Origin of the sequence: Streptomyces sp. NPDC058052, from assembly GCF_042885515.1 — a bacterium.
In the GTDB taxonomy this organism is placed as follows: Bacteria; Actinomycetota; Actinomycetes; order Streptomycetales; family Streptomycetaceae; genus Streptomyces.
Window position 1 is genome coordinate 25,446 of the sequence record NZ_JBHVRX010000010.1, and the last position, 19,567, is coordinate 45,012.

At 71.5% G+C, this 19,567-nt stretch carries 18 protein-coding genes, 1 tRNA gene and 1 pseudogene; 11 read left to right on the plus strand and 9 right to left on the minus strand.

Translation table 11 applies throughout. The features are described 5' to 3' along the window. Positions 1-5 precede the first annotated feature (5 nt). The gene (locus tag ACFVU3_RS16140) at positions 6-1,763 is read right to left on the minus strand and encodes a recombinase family protein (protein WP_390066569.1); all 1,758 of its coding nucleotides are present in this window, start codon (positions 1,761-1,763) and stop codon (positions 6-8) included. Between ACFVU3_RS16140 and ACFVU3_RS16145 the strand changes: the two genes are divergently transcribed. Both ACFVU3_RS16145 and ACFVU3_RS16150 read left to right on the plus strand, forming a co-directional pair. Continuing rightward, complete coding sequence (locus ACFVU3_RS16145; protein WP_390066571.1) at positions 1,764-2,093, plus strand: antibiotic biosynthesis monooxygenase family protein; 330 nt, start codon at positions 1,764-1,766, stop codon at positions 2,091-2,093. Between the two features lie 93 nt (positions 2,094-2,186). Beyond that, entirely contained in the window at positions 2,187-2,672 is a 486-nt protein-coding gene (locus ACFVU3_RS16150) for a GNAT family N-acetyltransferase (protein WP_390066572.1), read from the plus strand. 133 nt (positions 2,673-2,805) lie between these two features. Here the strand turns inward: ACFVU3_RS16150 and ACFVU3_RS16155 are convergent, their stop codons facing one another. Both ACFVU3_RS16155 and ACFVU3_RS16160 read right to left on the minus strand, forming a co-directional pair. After that, positions 2,806-3,600: a hypothetical protein gene (locus tag ACFVU3_RS16155; protein ID WP_390066573.1), complete on the minus strand. Its 795-nt coding sequence runs from the start codon at positions 3,598-3,600 to the stop codon at positions 2,806-2,808. A gap of 119 nt (positions 3,601-3,719) precedes the next feature. After that, the gene (locus ACFVU3_RS16160; protein WP_390066574.1) at positions 3,720-5,795 is read right to left on the minus strand and encodes an MDR family MFS transporter; all 2,076 of its coding nucleotides are present in this window, start codon (positions 5,793-5,795) and stop codon (positions 3,720-3,722) included. Positions 5,796-5,943: 148 nt separating this feature from the next. On the opposite strand from ACFVU3_RS16160, the gene ACFVU3_RS16165 reads away from it, so the two are divergent. The 5 genes from ACFVU3_RS16165 (at position 5,944) to ACFVU3_RS16185 (ending at position 11,276) form a co-directional block, all read left to right on the plus strand. After that, positions 5,944-7,140: a peptidoglycan-binding protein gene (locus ACFVU3_RS16165; protein WP_390066576.1), complete on the plus strand. Its 1,197-nt coding sequence runs from the start codon at positions 5,944-5,946 to the stop codon at positions 7,138-7,140. A 148-nt stretch (positions 7,141-7,288) separates the two neighbouring features. After that, positions 7,289-7,957, plus strand: a complete 669-nt coding sequence (locus ACFVU3_RS16170) for an HAD-IA family hydrolase (protein WP_390066577.1) — start codon at positions 7,289-7,291, stop codon at positions 7,955-7,957. A 998-nt stretch (positions 7,958-8,955) separates the two neighbouring features. Beyond that, positions 8,956-9,606, plus strand: coding sequence for an HNH endonuclease family protein (locus ACFVU3_RS16175; protein WP_390066578.1), 651 nt, complete (start codon positions 8,956-8,958; stop codon positions 9,604-9,606). A 253-nt stretch (positions 9,607-9,859) separates the two neighbouring features. Next, entirely contained in the window at positions 9,860-10,330 is a 471-nt protein-coding gene (locus ACFVU3_RS16180) for a DoxX family protein (protein WP_390066914.1), read from the plus strand. Positions 10,331-10,643: 313 nt separating this feature from the next. Then, positions 10,644-11,276 carry a DedA family protein gene (locus tag ACFVU3_RS16185; protein ID WP_390066916.1) on the plus strand — a complete coding sequence of 211 codons (633 nt, stop codon included), beginning with the start codon at positions 10,644-10,646 and terminating at the stop codon, positions 11,274-11,276. Here ACFVU3_RS16185 and ACFVU3_RS16190 read toward each other — a convergent pair. After that, the gene (locus ACFVU3_RS16190) at positions 11,236-11,499 is read right to left on the minus strand and encodes a DUF2277 domain-containing protein (protein ID WP_390066580.1); all 264 of its coding nucleotides are present in this window, start codon (positions 11,497-11,499) and stop codon (positions 11,236-11,238) included. The genes ACFVU3_RS16185 and ACFVU3_RS16190 overlap by 41 nt on opposite strands. 68 nt (positions 11,500-11,567) lie before the next feature. Next, a complete protein-coding gene (locus tag ACFVU3_RS16195) occupies positions 11,568-11,789 on the minus strand; it encodes a hypothetical protein (RefSeq protein ID WP_390066582.1) in 222 nt (73 codons plus the stop codon). Between the two features lie 190 nt (positions 11,790-11,979). On the opposite strand from ACFVU3_RS16195, the gene ACFVU3_RS16200 reads away from it, so the two are divergent. Beyond that, the gene (locus tag ACFVU3_RS16200; RefSeq protein WP_390066584.1) at positions 11,980-12,738 is read left to right on the plus strand and encodes a GntR family transcriptional regulator; all 759 of its coding nucleotides are present in this window, start codon (positions 11,980-11,982) and stop codon (positions 12,736-12,738) included. A gap of 27 nt (positions 12,739-12,765) precedes the next feature. On the opposite strand, the gene ACFVU3_RS16205 is transcribed toward ACFVU3_RS16200, so the two are convergent. After that, the gene (locus ACFVU3_RS16205; RefSeq protein WP_390066586.1) at positions 12,766-13,326 is read right to left on the minus strand and encodes a DUF4231 domain-containing protein; all 561 of its coding nucleotides are present in this window, start codon (positions 13,324-13,326) and stop codon (positions 12,766-12,768) included. 118 nt (positions 13,327-13,444) lie between these two features. Between ACFVU3_RS16205 and ACFVU3_RS16210 the strand changes: the two genes are divergently transcribed. Beyond that, the gene (locus ACFVU3_RS16210; RefSeq protein WP_390066588.1) at positions 13,445-13,633 is read left to right on the plus strand and encodes a hypothetical protein; all 189 of its coding nucleotides are present in this window, start codon (positions 13,445-13,447) and stop codon (positions 13,631-13,633) included. Positions 13,634-13,723: 90 nt separating this feature from the next. Here the strand turns inward: ACFVU3_RS16210 and ACFVU3_RS16215 are convergent, their stop codons facing one another. Then, on the minus strand, positions 13,724-14,788 hold the full coding sequence (locus ACFVU3_RS16215; RefSeq protein WP_390066590.1) for an HNH endonuclease: 1,065 nt from the start codon (positions 14,786-14,788) through the stop codon (positions 13,724-13,726). Positions 14,789-15,783: 995 nt separating this feature from the next. Beyond that, entirely contained in the window at positions 15,784-17,517 is a 1,734-nt protein-coding gene (locus ACFVU3_RS16220) for a pentapeptide repeat-containing protein (RefSeq protein WP_390066592.1), read from the minus strand. Between the two features lie 149 nt (positions 17,518-17,666). On the opposite strand from ACFVU3_RS16220, the pseudogene ACFVU3_RS16225 reads away from it, so the two are divergent. Further along, a pseudogene (locus ACFVU3_RS16225) lies at positions 17,667-18,427 on the plus strand (tyrosine-type recombinase/integrase); the annotation flags it as partial. A 72-nt stretch (positions 18,428-18,499) separates the two neighbouring features. Here the strand turns inward: ACFVU3_RS16225 and ACFVU3_RS16230 are convergent. After that, a tRNA-Val gene (locus ACFVU3_RS16230) sits at positions 18,500-18,574 on the minus strand. A 286-nt stretch (positions 18,575-18,860) separates the two neighbouring features. Here ACFVU3_RS16230 and ACFVU3_RS16235 point away from each other — a divergent pair. Further along, positions 18,861-19,523 carry a DUF4097 family beta strand repeat-containing protein gene (locus ACFVU3_RS16235; protein ID WP_390066594.1) on the plus strand — a complete coding sequence of 221 codons (663 nt, stop codon included), beginning with the start codon at positions 18,861-18,863 and terminating at the stop codon, positions 19,521-19,523. The last annotated feature ends 44 nt before the right edge of the window (positions 19,524-19,567 follow it).

Here is a 19,567-nt window from a genome sequence, read left to right on the forward strand (position 1 = left end):
AGCTCTCAGGCGACTCGGGCTCCCGCAGAATCAGGAGCCTCAGCCCATCGCACGATCACACGGTCCCGCGTGTTCGCGTTCCGACCCCTGCCGACGGACTTGGCGATCCTCACGGAGTCGATGAAGAGCGCCAGGAACTCCCGTTTCTTCTCCAGGTCCCAGGCCGCCCATGTCGACCCCTCCCCGACGGGATCTCCGTCCACGCTCGTCCACTCGTTGGGGATCTGGATGCTCAGGTTGCCGGTCGCCTCAAGTTCCGCCAGCCATTCGGTCGTCCGCTCCTCATGGGCAGCCAATCGCGCCATGGACTCCCTGAACATCTGCGCACCGGTCTCATCGGCGTAGACGCCGGCCAGCCGGTCCACGTGGAGGATGCGGCGGGACTCCCGTACGTGCTCCAACTCGGCTCGCACCGCCGCGCGTTCCGCGTCTCGCTGGGACGTGTCCTGTTGGCGGGCGAAGCGTCGTGACGCCTCGGCCAGCCATTCGAGGTCTTCCGGGTCGTCAGGGTCCATGGCCATGAGACGGGCCCACACCCGCCCTGCCGTCTCGCTGTCCGCCGCGTCCTGGCCGATGACGAGACCACCGTGGCCCGGGACCACTCCGCCAGCCCGGTTGCACTTGTAGTAGAGCTTCCCGGCCCGCCGGTCGGTCACCATCACCGAACCGCAGACATCACAGAACAGAAGTCCGTGGCCGGCCAGCAGGGTCGGGACGCGTCGGCCCGCTCGTACGACCATGTGCGTCCGGCCGTCCAGCACGTCCTGGAGCCTCCACCACTCCTCCGCTGGGATCAGCCCTTCGTGCGACTGGACGGGCTGCCCTTCGTCGTCACGCAGGATGACGCGCTTCCCCGTCTTGCCGGGGACGGGGTTGCCATCGGCGTCCTTGGTTGCCTGTACCCGTCCCTGCCACTCGATCGCGTACCCGGCAAGGCGCGGGTCCCGCAGGATGCGCAGGACGGTGGACGACACCCACGCGGGCCGCTCCACGGCTTCCGAGACTCCGCGCGCACGGCGCGAGGCGAGGCGCTTGGCCCCCGACTCTCCGAGGGACTCCGCCTTCGTGGGTACCCCGTCCTCATTGAGTCGTTTGGCGATCCGCGAGGCGGACATGCCCTCCGTCGCCCACTTGGCCATCTCGCGAACGTGCGGAGCTTCCACCGGGTCAGCAACGAGTCGGACGACCGACAGCTTGCCGCTCGTCGTCCTCTCCGCCGTGAAGCCGTACGGGGCTACGCCGGACACGTGACTGCCGGCCCGCCGAAGCGTGTCCTTGGTGGCGGAGACGTACGCCGACTTCATGTCGGACTCCTGCTGCGCCAGACCCGCGATGATGGCGAGGATTCCGACTCCGACCGGGGTGGACGTATCGAGGTACGGCTCTTCGACGCTGACCAGTCGGACGCCGTGCGCCTCCAGCTCCTCGATGATCCGCATGGCTTCCAGCGCGCCACGGCGGGTGAGGCGGGACAACGAGAAGACGACCACGGCGTCCACGTGCCCGCCGCGCACGGCCGTCATCATCTCTTCGAACCCCGGGCGGTGGATGCTCGGGTCCCACCCCGACTTGCCCACGTCCTCGAAGTGGCCCGCGTCGCTCCACCCCTTCGACGCGATCAGCGAGGCGCACCGTTCGCGCTGCGCCACGGGCGACGCCTGCGAGTCGTCCTCACGCCGCTTTGACTGGCGGATGTACGAGACTGCACGTACGTGATCAAGGCTCGGCGCAGCGCCCGGCCTGTGCTTCCTGAGAGGTGTCATGTGCCTAGTGTGGTAAAGATCAACGTCCTGACCGTGCCAGCCGAGCAGCGGGAGGTCCTGGAGCAGCGGTTCGCCTCGCGCGCCGGTGCCGTGGAGGGCTCCGACGGCTTCGAGTGGTTCGAACTGCTGCGCCCGCTGGAGGGCACCGACCAGTACCTGGTCTACACCCGCTGGCGCAGCGAGGAGGACTTCCAGAACTGGATGAACGGTTCCATGAAGGCCGCCCACCAGGGCACGTCCGGCGGTGAGGGCGGCGAGCGGCCGAAGCCCGCCGCCTCCGGCTCCACGCTGTGGTCGTTCGAGGTCGTGCAGCAGGCGTCGCCGAAGTAGGACGACGCGGGCCGAGGCCGGTCGAAGCCGGTCGAAGCCGGTCCGGGCAGGCCGACGTAATCCGGAGGCGCGTCCGGTCGTGCGGGCCGCAGAATGGCCCGCATGACCTGGACCTTCTCTCCCGAGCGCGTCGACACCCCGGACGCCGTCTCGCTGCGCCGCGACTACTACGGCGACGTCGCGGGCCGCTACTTCCGGCGCGTCCTGACCGAGGACGAGTACGACGAGGAGATGCTGAACGAGGGTCTCGGCCTGCTCGCCCCGCCCGCCGGTGAGTTCCTCGTCGGGCGGTACGGCGGCGAGCCCGCCGCGTGCGGCGGCATCATCCTCCTGGACGGCGAACGGGCCGAGCTGACCCGGGTGTTCATCCGCCCCGCGTTCCGCGGCCGCGGCGGCGCCGATCTGCTGATGGACGGCCTGGAGCGGGCCGCCCGCGCGCTCGGCGCCCGCCGGACCGTCCTCAACACCCGCCTCGACCTGGTCGAGGCACGGGCCCTGTACGTGCGGCACGGCTACGGGGAGATCCCGGCGTACTGCTCGGGGCCGTACATGGAGATCTGGTACGGCAAGGAGCTCTGACCCCGGCGGGCGCCGGCCTCGGCCACCGCCCGCCGGCCGCCTCCACCCTGCCCGCCGGCCGCCTCCCCCCTGCCCGCCGGCCGTCAGCCGCCGGGCATCACCCCGTCGGCCGTCAGCCGTCGGCCGTCAGCCGTCAGCCGTTCCAGACGACGACGTCGAAGGTGGCGTTCGTGTCGCCGGCCTGTCCGGCCAGCTCCTTCACGGTCATCCGGAGGAGCTTGCCCTCACCGGTGCGTCCGCAGACGGTCAGGCCGGTCTTGATCCGGATGTCGTTCGAGGTGGCCTGGGTGTCGACGACGCCCGCGCAGTCCTCGTACGACGGCGTCTTCGCGGAGCCCTTCCACACGAGGGCCTCGGCGCCGTTGTCGGGCCGCAGCATGTGGTCGCCGAACGGGTAGACGGCGAAGTCGTTGTCCCGGTTGATCTCGGACTCCTCGGGCGGCGAAGCGTCGAGGTCCTTGTCCTCCACGTACGTGATGACGAGGGTCCCCTGCCAGAACACCGTGTTCGGGGGCGTGGCGGGCGGTGCGGTGGTCGGCGCGGTCGACGGCGTCGCCTGCGTCCCGGGCGTCTCCTGGGCGGGCGTCGCCGCCGTCGGGGCGCCGTCCGCGCCCGGGGTGCCCTCGGTCGCCGGCCTGTCGTCGGCCGTCGGGGTCGCCGTGGTCGTCGCCGGGGCCGGCGCGGCCGCGGGCCCCTTGCCGCCGCTGTTCACCAGATACGTGCCGACGACGCCGATGACGGCGGCCACCAGCGTCGCCGCCGCGCCGATCCAGGCGCCCCTGTGCGACGGCGCCCGGCCCGGCGGGGCGGACGGCGGCAGCGGCGGGGCGGAAGGCGGCGGCGGGGCGTTGTGGGCCCCGTACGCCGGTCCGGGCTGCGGGTACCCCTGTTGCGCCGGCCGGCCCTGGCCCGGCTCGTGGCTGCTCATCCTGCCCGTCCCCCTGTATTCGTCCGTGCGCCTGCGAGTCGATCTTCGGCAGCACAGGGTACCGACCGGCCCTGACTTCTCGTCATCCCGGCTTCCCGCGGCCCGCGTTCCGGCGCCCGTCAGGCGCGGTGGTCGCGGGGCGGCTCCGGGCCTCCGGGGTGCTCCGCGTCGGAACCGCACAGCTCGGCGTTGAGCTCCGCGACCAGCTGCACGAGGTCGGTGGGGCGGTCCGGCCCCCACCAGTCGCCGAGGAGTTCGGCGAGGGACTCCTCGCGGGCCTCGGCGAGGCGGACGGCGGTCACGAGGCCCTCCTCGGTGAGGACCAGCCCGAGCCCCTCCCGCCGGGCGAGCCGCCGCTCCTCGACCTCCCGGGCCGCGTCGGCGACGACCCGGAGCGGCACGGGGACGGTCTCGGCGAGCCGGGCCGGCTCGACGGCGCCGTGGCGGCGGATCCGCAGCAGCAGCCAGCTGGAGGCGGGGCGCAGGTCGAGCCCGGCGCGGGCGGTGATCTTCTCGTAGATCTCCTTGCGGCCCTCGCGGGAGCCGAGCACCGACAGGGCGCGGGCGGCCTCCTCGTACGAGGAGCGCTCGACCGGGTTGGAGGCGAGCGTCTGGCTGGTGTCGGGCGCGGTCACCGAGCCCCGCAACCGGTCCTCCTTGAGGAACCAGGCGACGACGAAGGCGACGAGGACGACCGGCGCCGCGTACAGGAACACGTCCGTGATGGAGGTGGCGTACGCGTGGAGGACCTGCGGCCTCAGCTCGGCCGGGAGCTGCGCGACGGCGCGCGGGTCGGCGGCCACCTGGCCGGGTCCGGTGCCCGGCGGGAGCGCCGTGCCGGCCTGCGCCGCCTGGGCGAAGACGTCCTCCAGCTTGTGGGTGAGCCGGTTGGTGAAGACGGTGCCGAAGACGGCGACGCCGAAGGAGGCGCCGATCGAGCGGAAGAAGGTCGCTCCGGAGGTGGCGACGCCCAGGTCCTCGTACCCGACGGCGTTCTGCACGACGAGGACGAGCACCTGCATGACCAGGCCGAGTCCGGCGCCGAAGACGAAGAAGTAGACGCTCATCTCCCAGGTCGGCGTCGTCTCGGTCAGCTCGTTGAGGAGCAGCAGGCCGAGGGCGGTGACGGCGGTGCCGGTGATCGGGAAGACCTTCCAGCGGCCGGTCCTCGACACGATCTGGCCGGAGACGGTCGAGGTGAGCAGCATGCCGACGACCATCGGCAGCATGTGGACGCCGGACATCGTGGGCGTGACGCCCTGGACGACCTGGAGGAAGGTCGGCAGGTACGTCATCGCGCCGAACATCGCGAAGCCGACGACGAAGCTGATGACCGAGACCAGGGTGAAGGTACGGATCCGGAAGAGCTTGAGCGGAAGGACGGGCTCGGCCGCCCGGCGCTCGACGAACACGAAGCAGACCAGGAGGACGGCGCCGAGCAGGGCGAGCCCGATGATCTGCGGCGAGCCCCAGTCCCAGGTGGTGCCGCCGAGGGAGGCGACCAGGACCAGACAGGTGGCGACCGAGGCGATGAGGAAGGTGCCCAGGTAGTCGATGGTGTGGCGGGTGGAGCGGACCGGGATGTGCAGGACGGCGGCGATGACGAAGAGCGCGACCACGCCGATCGGGAGGTTGATGTAGAAGACCCAGCGCCAGGAGAGGTGCTGGGTGAAGAGCCCGCCGAGCAGCGGCCCGAGGACGCTGGTGGCGCCGAAGACGGCGCCGAAGAGCCCCTGGTACTTGCCGCGCTCCCGGGGCGAGACCAGGTCCCCGACGATCGCCATCGACAGCACCATGAGCCCGCCGCCGCCGAGGCCCTGGACCGCGCGGAAGGCGATGAGCTGCGGCATGTCCTGCGCGATGCCGCAGAGCGCGGAGCCGATGAGGAAGAGCACGATCGCGGCCTGGAACAGCTTCTTCCGCCCGTACTGGTCGCCCAGCTTGCCCCACAGGGGCGTCCCGGCCGTGGAGGCCAGCATGTAGGCGGTGACCACCCAGGAGAGGTGCTCCATGCCGCCGAGCTCGCTGACGATCGTCGGCAGGGCGGTGGAGACGATCGTCTGGTCGAGCGCGGCAAGCAGCATGCCGAGCAGCAGCGCCCCGATCGCCACGAGGACGGTGCGATGGCTCTGCCCCTCGCCCGGCACGGGCGCGGGCTCACCGCCGAGCTGCGGCGGGCTGGTCTCCTGGGCCATGGGCGTCTCCCTGCGCGTCTCTCCCGGGCGTGTTCTCCATCCTGAGTCGAATGTCCGGATATGGCCTGCGGAGGGGCACGTGCGTTCACCCGGCGGCAGGGGGTGGCCTGCATAATCACTGCCAGTTGTATCGGGGAGGGGACAGATCATGACCGGACAGGCATGTCCTGAATGCGGTGGTCGGAGACCGGGCTGCGCCTGCGCCCGCGCGGAGATGGCGGCGGCCGAGGACTTCGACCCGCTCCGCATCAGGCCGTACGTGACGCTGGACGCGCACGACGAGACGCCGACCGTGGCGCGGGACGGCGTACGGGACGGCGTCCCGGGCGACGCGACGGACGACCCGGGCGACCCGCCGACGGCGCAGCTCATGGCGGTACGGCCCGGCCCGGTACCGGGCCACTACGACGTGCCCTCCTACGGCGCCGCGCCCGGCGACGGCCACGCCCCCTCCTCCCCGCACGACCCCCAGGGCTACGCCCCGCAGGGCCACGACCCTTACGGTCACACCGACACCTACGGTCACACCACCCCTCACGCCCACGCCCACGACCCCTACGCCCACGACCCCTCCCGCCCCGACGCCCCGGCGTACGGCTCCGGGGGCGGGGCCCACGAGACGATGCCGCTGCTGCTCGGCGGGGCCGGCGGCTCCGGGGCGGGCGGCGCGCGGCGCGAACGGTCGCGCAGGCGGCGCGGCGGCCTGGTCGCGGGCGTCGCGGCGGCGGCCGTGGTCGGCACGGCGGCGCTGGCCGCGGCGGTGCTCGGCGGCGAGGAGACCGACGACCGGGCGATGGTCCCCGAGGTGACCACCAGCGCCTCCCTGAACATCGCCGTCTCGGAGGAGCCCTCCCCGTCCTCCGGCAGCCCGACGCCGAGCCGTACCCCCTCCCGGACACCCTCCCCGCGCACCTCCTCCCCGACCCCGACGTCCACGACGGCGTCCGCGTCCGCGTCGCCGGATCCGACGGTGGCGCCGACGGCGACCGGGTCGCCCGCCGCGACCGGCGGCGTCGCCCCCTCGCCGACGAACACGACCCCGCCCCCGCCGGCCTCCGCCGCCCCGACGACCGCCTCCCCGACCCCCACCCGGACGGACGCGCCGGACGGGGCGGTCCTGAGCCTGGGCGACACGGGGCCGGAGGTCGAGGAGCTCCAGCTGCGGCTGCGGCACAAGTGGATCTACCTGGGGGAGATCGACGGGGTGTTCGACGACGACGTCAGGGCGGCCGTGGCCACCTTCCAGGGCTGGCTGTACCCCAGGAAGGACGAGGAAGGCGTGTACGGCGCTTACACCCGGCGCGCGCTGGAGCGGGAGACCCAGGACGAGTACGACCGCGGCTGACAGGGATCAGCCGACGGGGATCACAGGGGGGCGAGTGGCCAAGACCGCCCCTGGTTTTGTATCGTGAAAAAACAAAGTGGCCCCGCCCGTACTCCCTGACCGGCGGGCGGGACCGCTTCGTTCTCCGCACCACCCCCCTGGAGACCTCATGGCCGCCACCCCGGCACCGCTCACCGCCCGCGCCCTCCTCCTCGACATGGACGGCACCCTGGTCAACTCGGACGCCGTCGTGGAGCGCTGCTGGCGCCGCTGGGCGGACCGGCAGGGACTGGACGCCGCCGAGGTGCTGAAGGTCGTGCACGGCCGGCAGGGCTACGCCACGATGGCGGTCATCCTCCCCGACCGCCCGATGGCCGAGAACCACGCCGACAACGCGGTGATGCTCGCCGAGGAGACCGCCGACGTCGACGGCGTCGTGCCGGTGCCCGGCGCCCCCGCCTTCATGGACGCGATCGCCGGGGTCCCGCACGCCCTGGTGACCTCGGCGGACGAGGCGCTCGCCCAGGCCCGGATGGGCGCGGCGGGCCTGCGGATGCCGGTCACCCGGGTGACCGCCGAGCAGGTCGGCGCGAGCAAGCCGGACCCGGAGGGCTTCCTCAAGGGCGCCGCCGAACTCGGGGTGGAGCCGGACCTGTGCGTGGCCTTCGAGGACTCCGAGGCGGGCATCCAGGCGGCGAAGGCCGCCGGCATGCGCGTCGTGGGCGTGGGCCCCCGCGCGGCAGCCCTCGCCCCGGACATCCACGTCCCGGACCTGACCGCGCTCCGGATCGCCACCGCCCCGGACGGCACGATCACCCTCACGCGCACCGACGCCTGACACCTCCTCTCCGCCGCCGTCCGCCCCCGCCGCCAGACGGACCGACGGACGGCCGCGCACGCGGAGACGTGACCGCGGGCGCCGCCCGGACGGTCACGTCCGCCCCTCCGGCGACGGGGGCGGTCCGGATACGAGGCCCCGCGACCGTCGACGCCGGGACGGCCGCCCACACCCCCGCCGCGGGGCCCCGGGCCACGCCACTCGCCCCCTCGGCCGCCGGAGCCGACCCGGCGGCCACTCCCGCACAGCCACGCCGGGGGCCCGCGCGCAGCCGCACGTCACCCCCGACGCCGGACGACCTCCCACCGCCACCCCGCCGGGCCGCGGGCCCGCGCCCGCCGACAGCGCCGACCGCCCGAGGCGCGCCCGGTCCGCCCCCACCCCGCCGGCGAGACGGTGGCCCGGCACCCGCCTGCCGCACGGCGCCTCACCGGACGACACGTCCGCCCCACCAGGCCGCACCGCCGTCCGGCCCGCCTGCCGTACGGCGCCGCGCAGGTCGACACGTCCACCCTCGGAGCCGTACCGCCGGCTCCACCCGCCCCCACGACCGTGACCACGCCCGGCGGCCGGGGTGACACGCACCCCTCGGCGCCCCACACCCCGCCGGCCCGGGCGACACGCACCCTTCGGCGCCCCACACCCCGCCGGCCCGGGCGACACGCACCCCTCGGCGCCCCACGCCCCGCCGGCCCGGGCGACACGCGCCCCTCGGCGCCCCACAGACGGCCGGCTCACGCGCCACGGGCGGCCGGCCCACGCGCCGCGGCCGACGCCCGGCCCGACTCCGTCCCCACCGGGAACTCACTCCCACCCGGCGGAATCCGACGCTCCGTCAGGACACGTCACACCCCTTGATGTGACGTGTCCATGTCGCCACTCTGTTACCTGGCGCACCCCCCAGCGAAACCTCGCGCCGCCACGATGACCGGGCGCCGCCCGGTACCGCACGGGGCCGGCCGAACCGCCACGGTCCCACCGAATCAAGGGAGTCCCCCATGCCCGTCGGCAAGGTCTACGCGCGTCGAGCCGCCGTGCTCGCCTCCACCGCCGCCCTCGCCCTCACCGGCCTCGTCACCGCCGCGCCCTCCGCGCAGGCCGCGATGCCGACCCCGGTCAGCGCCGCCACCGCCCGCACCTACCTCGCCTCCCTCACGGTCAAGGCGGAAGGTTCCCTCACCGGCTACAGCCGCGACCTGTTCCCGCACTGGATCACCCAGTCCGGCGCCTGCAACACCCGCGAGACCGTCCTCAAGCGCGACGGCTCGAACGTCGTCACCGACTCCAGCTGCGCCTCCGTCAGCGGCAGCTGGTACTCGCAGTACGACGGCGCCACCTGGACCGCCGCCTCCGACCTCGACATCGACCACGTCGTCGCGCTCGCCGAGGCGTGGCGCTCGGGCGCCGGCTCCTGGACGACCAGCCAGCGCCAGGCGTTCGCCAACGACCTCACCCGGCCGCAGCTCATAGCCGTGACCGACAACGTGAACCAGGCCAAGAGCGACCTCGACCCGGCCGAGTGGCTGCCCTCCCGCACCGCGTACCGCTGCACGTACGCCCGCGCCTGGGTCCACGTGAAGCACCACTACGGGCTCAGCGTCGACTCGGCGGAGAAGAGCGCCCTCCAGTCCGTGCTCAACGGCTGCTGACAACACGGCTCCTGACGCAGCGTGAGAACGACGTGAGAACGGCGTGAAATCGGCGCGCCTGTGGTCCAGACCTGAGCCACCCTGGTCCAGACCAGAGCGGCCCTCCTCGCAGGCGCGCCTCTCCGAAGGTGATGCTTGAACTTGCAAGTAATACTCAGGGGTGCCTAACCTGGCGGCCGTTCGGTACCCGTCCCCCACGCCCGTCCCTCCCGCGGACGGGCCGGCCGAAGGAGTTCCCCCCACCATGAGCACCCTGTCCCAGCGCCTGCACCAGGCGCAGCCGTACGCGCTCGGCCTGTTCCGGATCGTCGTCGGCCTGCTCTTCGCCTGCCACGGCGCCGCCTCGCTCTTCGGCGTCCTCGGCGGCGCGATGGGCGGCGGCACCGTCCCCACCGGCACCTGGCCCGGCTGGTACGCGGCGGTGATCCAGCTCGTCTGCGGCGGCCTCGTCCTCATCGGCCTCGGCACCCGCGGCGCGGCCTTCATAGCCTCGGGCTCGATGGCGTACGCGTACTTCTGGGCCCACCAGTCGGAGGCCCTCTTCCCGCTCCAGAACGGCGGCGAGACCGCCGCCCTCTTCTGCTGGGCCTTCGCCCTGCTGATCTTCACGGGCCCGGGCGGCCTCGCGCTCGACGCCCTCTTCGGCCAGAAGGGCACGAAGGGCGCCCGGGACGGCCGCGACGCGCAGGACCCGGAGAAGCAGGGCACCCCGGTCGCCGCCTGACCCCACGACCACGGACGGACCGCACGGCCCCCGCACCGCGCGGTCCGTCCGTGACACCCCTCCCCGGCCGGCCGCGGCAGGCCGACGGCCGCCGCCACCGCCCGGCGCGGCCCACCCCCACCCTTCATCCCCCTCCAGTCCTCACCCCTCTTCAGCCCCCGTCCCCTCCAGGCATCCCCCTCCAGCCCTCGCCCCTCCCTCCGGCCCCCCTCCAGGCATCCCCCCTCCGGGCACCCATCCCGCCCTCGCCCCTCCCCCGGCACCCACCCCCCGGAGGCCCCGGTGCCGACGCGTAGGCTCTGCCCCTGTGAATCTGCTCGACAGCATGGGCTCGCTGAGGTCGCTGACCGCGGGCCCGTGGATCTATCCGGTGGTGGCGACGTCGATCCTGCTCGACGTCTTTCTGCCCGTGCTGCCGAGCGGCTTCCTCGTGATCTCCGCCGCCACGGCCGCCTCCGCCTCCCTCGGCGCGGCCACCGCGCCCGCGGACGTCCCCTCCCTGCTCCCGCTGCTGCTCACCGCGGCGGCGGCCTCGATGCTCGGCGACTTCCTCGCGTACCGGCTGGCGCTGCGCGGCGGCCGGCGGCTGGACCGGGCGATAGGCCGCTCCCGCCGCCTCACCGTGGCGCGGGAACGTCTCGGCACCGCCCTGGCCCGGGGCGGCGGCCTCATCGTGGTCCTCGCGCGGTTCGCCCCGGCGGGCCGCTCCGTGGTCTCCCTGGGCGCGGGCGCGGCGGGGCGGCGCCCCGAGGAGTTCCTGCCCTGGTCCGCGCTGGCGGCGGTGATCTGGGCCTCGTACAGCGTGGGGCTCGGCTGGCTGGGCGGCGCGTGGCTGGGCGCGACCTGGTTCAGCGCGGGGGTCTCGACCCTGGCGCTGCTGCTGGCGGGCGGCCTCGCCGGCTATCTCATACGGCGTCCGGGCGCGGCTCCGGCTCCGGCGTCCTGACCGGATGATGGTGCGCTCCTCTCACCTCCAGGGTGGCGAGGAGCCGGGCGGTCGCGTCGGCGATCTCCTCGACGGCCCGGTCGAAGACCTCCCGGTTGTGCGCGGCGGGGGCGCGGAAGCCGGAGACCTTGCGGACGTACTGGAGCGCGGCGGCGCGGATGTCGTCCTGGGTCGCCTCATGCGGCAGGACGGGCGGACGGAGCGTCTTGATGCTGCGGCACATGCCTCCAGTGTGACCCGCGCCACTGACAACGGCGGGGCGCCGGCGGGCCGCGACGGGACCGGGAGGGACTAGTTCAGGCCACGCCGGCTGCGCGCGTTGATCTCGGCGGCGCGGGCGCGGAGCTCGCGCAGGGGCGTGGCGAGCTGGATCTCGCCGGGATCGGCCTCCCACTCGGACCCGCCGTGGACGGCGCGGATCAGGAACCGCCCGGAGACGCTCCGCACGAAGAAGCCGACCCGCCCCGTGGCGGTGTCGCGGACGAGGTCGCCGACCTCGGGCACTGGCTGCACGCAACCCCTCCGTCCCGTCCCGCACGCTGCATGGGGACACCCAGGGAAACGCGGAGACCCCGCCCTGTCAACGTATCTCTAGAGATGTCCCCCGATGGATGGATCGCGAGGGCAGGACGGCGCACACGTGTGCACCCTGGCCGCGGGGAGCCCCTTAGGGTGTCCCGCAGACGAAGGGAGTGGTCCACCGGTGACTGACCAGGACGGCACTCGTCGGCCCAAGTACCAGCGCATCGCAGACGAGTTGAGGACGGCGATCGAGTCCGGCGACTTCGCGCCGGGCGACCGGCTCCCCGGCGAGAACGACCTCATGTCCACCTACGAGGTGGCCCGGATGACCGCCCGGCAGGCCCTCGCGGTCCTCCGCGGCGAGGGCCTCACCGAGGCCCGCAAGGGCGCCGGCGTCTTCGTCCGCGCCTTCCGCCCGCTGCGCCGCCGCGGCATCCCGCGCCTCGCCGGCGAGGGCTGGGGCGGCGGGCGTTCGGTGTGGGCGGCGGAGACCGAGAACCGGGCCCTGGTCGTGGACCAGGTCGTGGTGTCGGAGGGGGAGGCCGGGGCGCGCGTCGCGGACGCCCTGGACCTGGCGCCGCACGACCCCGTCTGCGTCCGCAGCCGCCGTTTCGTCCTCGACGGCAGACCGGTCCTGCTCTCGGTCTCGTACCTCTCCGCCGACCTGGTCCGCGGTACGCCCATCGCCCGCCCCGACACGGGCCCCGGCGGCACGTACGCCCGCCTCGCCGAACTGGGCCACCGCCCGGTCCGCTTCCGTGAGGAGATCCGCTGCCGGATGCCGACGGCGGACGAGACCGGCCGCCTGACCCTCCCCCCGGGCACCCCGGTGGTCCTCATCGGCCGCACGGCCTTCACGGAACCGGGCCGCCCGGTCGAACTCAACGAGATGACCCTGGACGCGTCCTCCTACATCCTGGAGTACGACTTCGACGCGTGAGACGGCCCTCGGACCCCGCCCCGAGGCTCACCCCTCCCGGGCGACGGGCACCTCACCCTTCGCCGCCCCGGCCCCGGCCCCCGACCCCGCCCCGGACCCCTGAAGATCGGCACTGACCTGCCCGCCCAGCGTCATCACGTTCAGGGTGGCGGCGTTCTCGTTGGCGATGGCCTTCTCCACCCGGGCGACGAGCAGGGTGAACGCCTCGCGCTTGGACAGCTCCCGGTACGGCCCGACGCGGGTCTCGAAGTAGACCCGCTCGTGCCCGAGGAGCTGCTCGGTGGAGCGGTAGTTCTTCCACTGCTCGCGATACCGGTAGACGCTCTCCAGCGACACCGCCGCGACCACGACCACGCTCAGCACGGTCGCGGTGACCCGGGCGAACCCCGCGTCCAGATTCACGAACACCGGCACGAGCGCCCCGCCGACGACGGACACGGTCCGCATCCGCAGATGCATCGCCTTCATCCGCGTCGCCTTGACGTCGTACCACTCCTGGTACTGCGCCAGCCGGCTCTCGACGTACTTCTGCGGCGTCATGTCCCCGCCGACCGCACCGACTTCGGGCGCGTCCCCCACCTCGACCATGCCCGGAGTACACCGGCCCCGATGTGCCCACGTCAACTCGCCGCCCCGTTCCCCCGGAGCGCCCCCGCACGATACGTTCACCCCGCCACCACCACCCCACCACGCCCCGGGAGCCGGCATGACGACCACCACCACCCGCACCCGCCTCGCGGCGGCCCTCCTCGCCACGACGGCCGCCGCCCTGACCGCCCTCCTGACGACCCCCGCCGCCACCACCACCGACGCCAGTGACCGCGAGACGGGCACGGTCAAGCCCCTCACCCTGGCCAAGTCGGCCGGCGACAAGAAGGTAGAGGTCATCAAGTAACCCGAGCGGGGCCCCGGGCCCCGCTCCCACCCCGAACACCCCGGTGTAGCGGGCGGAAGGCCCATCAAAGCCGCCGCACGCCCTCACACCTCACAGGTTCGGTACGTGCTCATCAGCGGCCCTGCGCGGCCGCAACAGGGTTTCCGCGGCACGCCTGTCCGCCGCATGCTTCTGCTCGATCGCAGCCCGCAGCTCTTCAGGAGTCGGCCACGGCGCGTGCCGATGGATCATGCGATGGCAGTTGGCGCAGATGAGGGCGAGATCGCTGAGTTTGGTCAGCCCCTCCCCCGCTACGTGCAGCGGGAGGATGTGGTGGCACTCGATGTACCCGGCGCCGCGGTCACCGTAGACCGCCTCGAAGTCGAACCCGCACGCCTCGCAGGCAAGTCGTCCCCCGCGCTGAAGAACAGACGCGATCTTCTTCTTCCGCAGCCCCTTGTTCCGCTCACGCGCCCTGTGCCGGCGCATGAGCAAGCGCCCTTCGGGCGCGCTGTCATCATCATCGAACTCCTCGTCCTCAGCGGGCGCGAGGTACTGCAGTTCACCCGTCGCAATGCCCTGCCGGATGAGCCGTGCGGTCTCGGTCATTTCCTCCGGCCGGGCAAGGAACTCGCGCAGCACCGCCACGTCGAGTGCACCCCCGTTGGTGGGCTTCCCCTGATACGCCGGGTGCCGGGTGGCGATATCGGACGTCTTGCGGGCCACTCCATTGGGATTGCGGAACTTCTCGTTACGCTCCGCTTCGGGGTGAAGGGGAAGCAGCTGAAGCAACGCAGACAGCTCCGCCACCCGGTCGTCTTCGGAGTCCAGCCCCTTCCAGCCGTTCTCCTTCACCAGCTGGCAGGCGAGGATGATCTCGTCACGGGCCCAGTCCGGGTTCTTGACCGCCTTGACCTGGAAACCCACCCGCCTCAGCCACGCCACAGCGTGCTCCTTGCCTCCACTGAACTCATGGGCTTTGAGGGGCCTGCCCTGGTCCCACTGATGCGCCACGCCGGCAACGGCTTTCGAGTCGTACTCCCGCCCCTCGTGCACCAGGACGTACGAGCGGGCCTCCTTGAAACCGTAGTGAGCCAGGAAGCCATCCCGCCCCAGTTCGTCATACTCCGCGATGGCCTTGAGTACGGCCCCCCGTGTGATCGCTCCTCTGCGCATGAACGCAGGGTACGGCCGCCGCCGGACACCACCGCCGGACCACCAGCCCCGGCCACATCAGATCAGGCAAGTTCCGTGGCGCTGGTCACCAGTCACGCCAGGCATCGGTGATCGCCCTCAGCAACGACTCGGGATAGATCTCCGCCGCGCCGACCCACTCGGGCCGCTGACAGCCCCGGATGACCGCCACGATCCGCCCTCGCCGATGTCAGACCCCCTGACAGTCCGTGCCGGTGAGAATGACACGCGCCGACTTCTGAGAACTGATCGCCACCCCGGACGGCAAAGCCACCCAAGAGAGCTGCGGACGCCTGGCCGAGGAGGGTGGGGATACCAAAGACCGCCAGCCAAGATCGGCTGGGGGCCTTTGTGCTGGTGGGCGCGGACGGTTTCGAACCGCCGACATCCGCTTTGTAAGCCTGGCACCCGCAGCTGATCCGTACTGGCAGCTCAGCCCCTCTGCGCGCTGCGACGGCTGCCAGAAGCTGCGGACGCCGTAGCGATCCTCCAGTGACCGTGGTTGACCGCTCGATCTGGCACGCATGCTCAGAGCTCAACCCGCTCGCTCACCACATCGTCAGCAGGCTCCCCGTAGCGGAGCACGACGTACGCCGGCCGAAACGGAAGCGCACGCAAGCCCGGCTCCATCACCCGGTATAGAGCGTCTGCGTCAGGCCCGTAGGCGAAGATGACCACCACCCTCCCACCAAACACCGACAGTCGGTCTCTGCCGGGGTATCCGAGCCTGCGGCGTACGACCGACACCCGCTTTGGAAGCCCGATCGGACACGCCGCCCAGGGCTGTGACCAGCGTCCTGCCATGGTGTTGCCGAATGCTCGACATCGCCCACGTCCGGGCTCGTAGATGCCAACTGCAGATGTCAGCCTCCTCTACTCCCGCTACGGCTGCCGGTGTGTGGACCCATCGATTCCTGGTTATCCGCAGGTGGACCAGGTAGTCGGGATCAGCCGCTGGCTACCTCAGGCTCGTAGGGCTACCGCTTCACCCGGCCACGGATTGCGAGGGCCGCAAGGCCGAGCAAGATCGGCTCGCCAACGCGGGATGCCATTTCTGAGTATGTGCCGACAGTCGTCAGTTCTTGTCCGGAGGTACGGAAAACGACCGAGTTGATGACGACGCGCAGCGACTTCTCGAATCGCTCGGTAGACAGGCGTTCCCGCAACGACCCATCAGGATTTACCGGATCTGGTCTGTCGGTTGTCATCGCGATGCGCTGACCTTCGACCGTACCCGTACTCAACGGCTTCGGGTCGCTCTTAGGCAGACCCCACAGCATCAACACAAGCACGGTAATAGTCATGGACAGCAGCAGCCACCCCATTGCACGTGAAGCCCGTAACCCGTAACCCGAGAGCGCCCAATATGCAATGAGCAGGATCCGCTCAGACCGAGGAATGTCGTCGGCGTGGCGACGCATCTCCATTTCACCGTAGTAGAAGTCAGCAGCTCCAGGTTCATGTTTGCCGTCTTCGAAGCTCTTACGTAATTTCCGGTACACGGGAGCCAGCGCGGCTGGCTCTAGCACTTCTTCGCCTTCTGGCACAGGCGCCCAGCCCCCAGTACCTGCGAAACGAGCAGCACGCCAGTGATGCTCTTCGGCTAGCGTCCGGCGCGGCGTCCAGCGCACCGGCCGCATCCCACGTCGGCGTAGACCGGATGGGGTGGCAGCCAGCACATAGAGCCCCTCCAGCCGTAGCTGGTCAAGGTGGATGGCCCCGGCAAACAGAGTCTCGGTGAGATCGACATCGGTGAGCACCAGGTGCGCGGCATCCACGCCCCGCAGCGACATGATTCGCACGCGGCGGTCTCTCATGCCTGCTTCGGGCAGTTCGTCTCCGCCGTACAGGATGAAGGGCCGGGAGCGGGCAGAGATGCTCACCGGGTACTCCACTACTGCATCGCTGAGGTCGACTGCGGCGTACCTCAGGCGCAGCGCCGCAGTGGACATCCAGCGCGTCCGTCGGCACCGCAAGGTTGCAGTAGCCGCCTCAACCGTCACGGCTGCCTCGAAGACCGCCTCGGAGAAATCAAGTTCCCCAATGCACACCAACGGACCCATTGCAGAGGAACGCCCAAAATCCGTCCCTACAAAGCCTGCATAGCGATTGAACTCCACCCCCTCGAAACGGGCTTCGCCACTGAATTTCGCCCCATTGAACCAGGCTTCGCCACTGAACTCTGCCACGACGAACCAGGCATCTTCAATGAAACCCGCCTTACGGAACTTTGCTCCACCATGGAACTGGGCCCCGTTAAACCAGGCGCTGCCACTGAACTTCGCCCCATCGAAATCAGCACCGCCACCGAACTTCGCCCCGCCAAACATGGCCTCGGCACTGAATGACGCATGCCTAAACCAGACCTCGCCGTTGAACTCTGCTTCGCTGAAATCGACTTCGCCACTGAACCGTGCCTCGTTGAACCAGACTGACCCCAACCGGGTTAGACCTACGTTGGGATCATGGAATGCCGCAAGCAGTTCGCGCAGCAAGTCCTCGGTGAACCAGGTTCCGCGATGGTCGAGGTCGGCACCTGGGTAGAGGCTGGCGAGGTACACGGAGCGGTCAGCGGCGCTTAGGTGTGCGAGGCATTCGGCAAACGGCTCGACCCGCCGGCCGCGACAGCCGACCGGCTCCGCAACCTGCGTGCATTGTGGCCAGTTGGGGTCACTCAGGGTGCCAGCTGCGTCGGATGTCGTGGCTGTCATACGGGGAGGGACGCAAGACGGAGTGATCCAGGTTGCCGTACCGCCCTCGTACCGAGGACATACCGTGCGGGCGACCGCGGCGCTTTCACGGCCTGAGAGCCAGTGAGCTCTTTCAGAGTGGCCACTGATCGAGTGACCCAGACCGAGTGAAGAAGACCAGCGCTGCCACGGCCAAGGAGTCGCACCGCGTGCTCCGCACCGCCCTCACCGCCGCCTGCCGCGAGGAGCTGGTGAGCCGGAACGTCGCGACGCTCGTCGAGCCGCCGACTGTCACCGCCCGGGAGCTCTCCCCCTGGTCTCTGGACGAGACGCTTGACTTCCTCGCCGCCGCCCGGAGGGACCCGCTGTACGCCGCCTTCGTGCTCGCCATCGCCCTCGGCTTCCGCCGCGGGGAGGTCGTCGGCCTCCGCTGGGAGAACGTCGACCTCGACAAGCGGGAGATCCGGGTCAGGACGCAGCGGCAGCGGGTGGCCGGTGAGGTGTACGAGGACGACCCCAAGGGCGCCGGCGCAAGCAGACGCTTCCCCTCCCCGCGATCTGCGTCGCTCCCCTGCGGTGGCAGCGTCTCAAGCAGACCGCCGCCCGTGAGAGTGCCGGGGAGAAGTGGACGGAGACCGGGTACGTCTTCACCACCCGCACCGGCCAGCCCATCGAGCCGCGCAACCTGTACCACTCGTTCACCCGCGTCGCGAAGAACGCCGGTCTCCGCGTCGTCCGGCTGCACGACGCCCGGCACGGTACGGCGACGCTCCTCACCGCCGCCGGCGTCCCGCCCCGCGTCGTGATGGAGATCCTCGGGCACAGCCAGATCGCCGTGACGATGAACGTGTACACGCACGTCGTCCAGGACACGCAGCGGGAAGCCGTGGGTCATGTGGATCGGCTGCTCAGGGGCCGTCCCCGGTCGTGATCGACCGCTCCTGTTGATGTCAGAAATAGATGTCAAAGGCCCCGGACCATGATCGGTCCGGGGCCTTTGTGCTGGTGGGCGCGGACGGTTTCGAACCGCCGACATCTGCTTTGTAAGAGCAGCGCTCTACCCCTGAGCTACGCACCCGTGGAAGGAGGCAACAGCCTACATGGCGGGCGGGTGGGTGCCGTACACCGGTGTGCGGGGGACAGCCCCACCCTCGGGAGGGTGGGTCGCCGGATCGTGGGTGGGGGTGGGGGTGCGTAGGTTCGGAGGGATGGCGGGTGTGGGTGGCGGCGGGGTTGCCGTCGGCGCGGGTGGCGAGGGGGTTGTCGTGGGTGTTCGGCGTCGTGCGGTGTTCGGGGTCGTGGGTGGGCTGGTCGTGATGGGCGGGGTGGTGGGGTGCGGGAGTTCCGGGGCGGAGGGGGCGCCGGTGGAGCGGAAGGCGTTCGCGTTCGCCGGGGACGCGTTGACCGTGGACGTGGAGGGTTCCGGGCTGGTGGTCGTGCCCGACGACGTCGAGGAGGTGCGGGTCGAGCGCCAGGTCGAGGGGTGGGTGTTCCTCGGGAGCGGGCCGGAGGCGAGCTGGGGGCTGGCGGACGGGCGGCTCTCGCTGCGGGTGGAGTGCGACGGCCTCGCCTCGGACTGCGGGGCCGTGCACCGGGTGCGGGTGCCGCGCGGGGTGGCGGTGTCCGTCGAGGGCGACAACGGGGACGTGACCGCCGAGGGGTTCGACACGCCGCTGAAGGTGCGCTCGGACAACGGGGACGTGCGGGTCCGGGAGGTGTCCGGGACGCTCGACCTCGGCAGTGAGAACGGGGACGTGACCGTCGAGGCGTCCGCCACCTCGCCCGAGGTCGTGAGCCGGTCCGACAACGGGGACGTGCGGATCACGCTCGGCTCGGTGCCGCGCCGGGTCGACGTCGCCGGCGAGAACGGCGATCTGACCGTCTCGCTGCCCTCCGCCGAGTACGACGTCACCGGCACCACCGACAACGGCGATCGCAGCGTCGAGGTCCCCGAGCGCCGCGGCAGCGGCCGGACGGTGAGCGTGCGCAGCGACAACGGTGACGTCGTCGTGCGGACGGCGAACTGATCGGCCCGTGTGTTCGTCCTTACCGGGTGGGAGAATGAACCGGA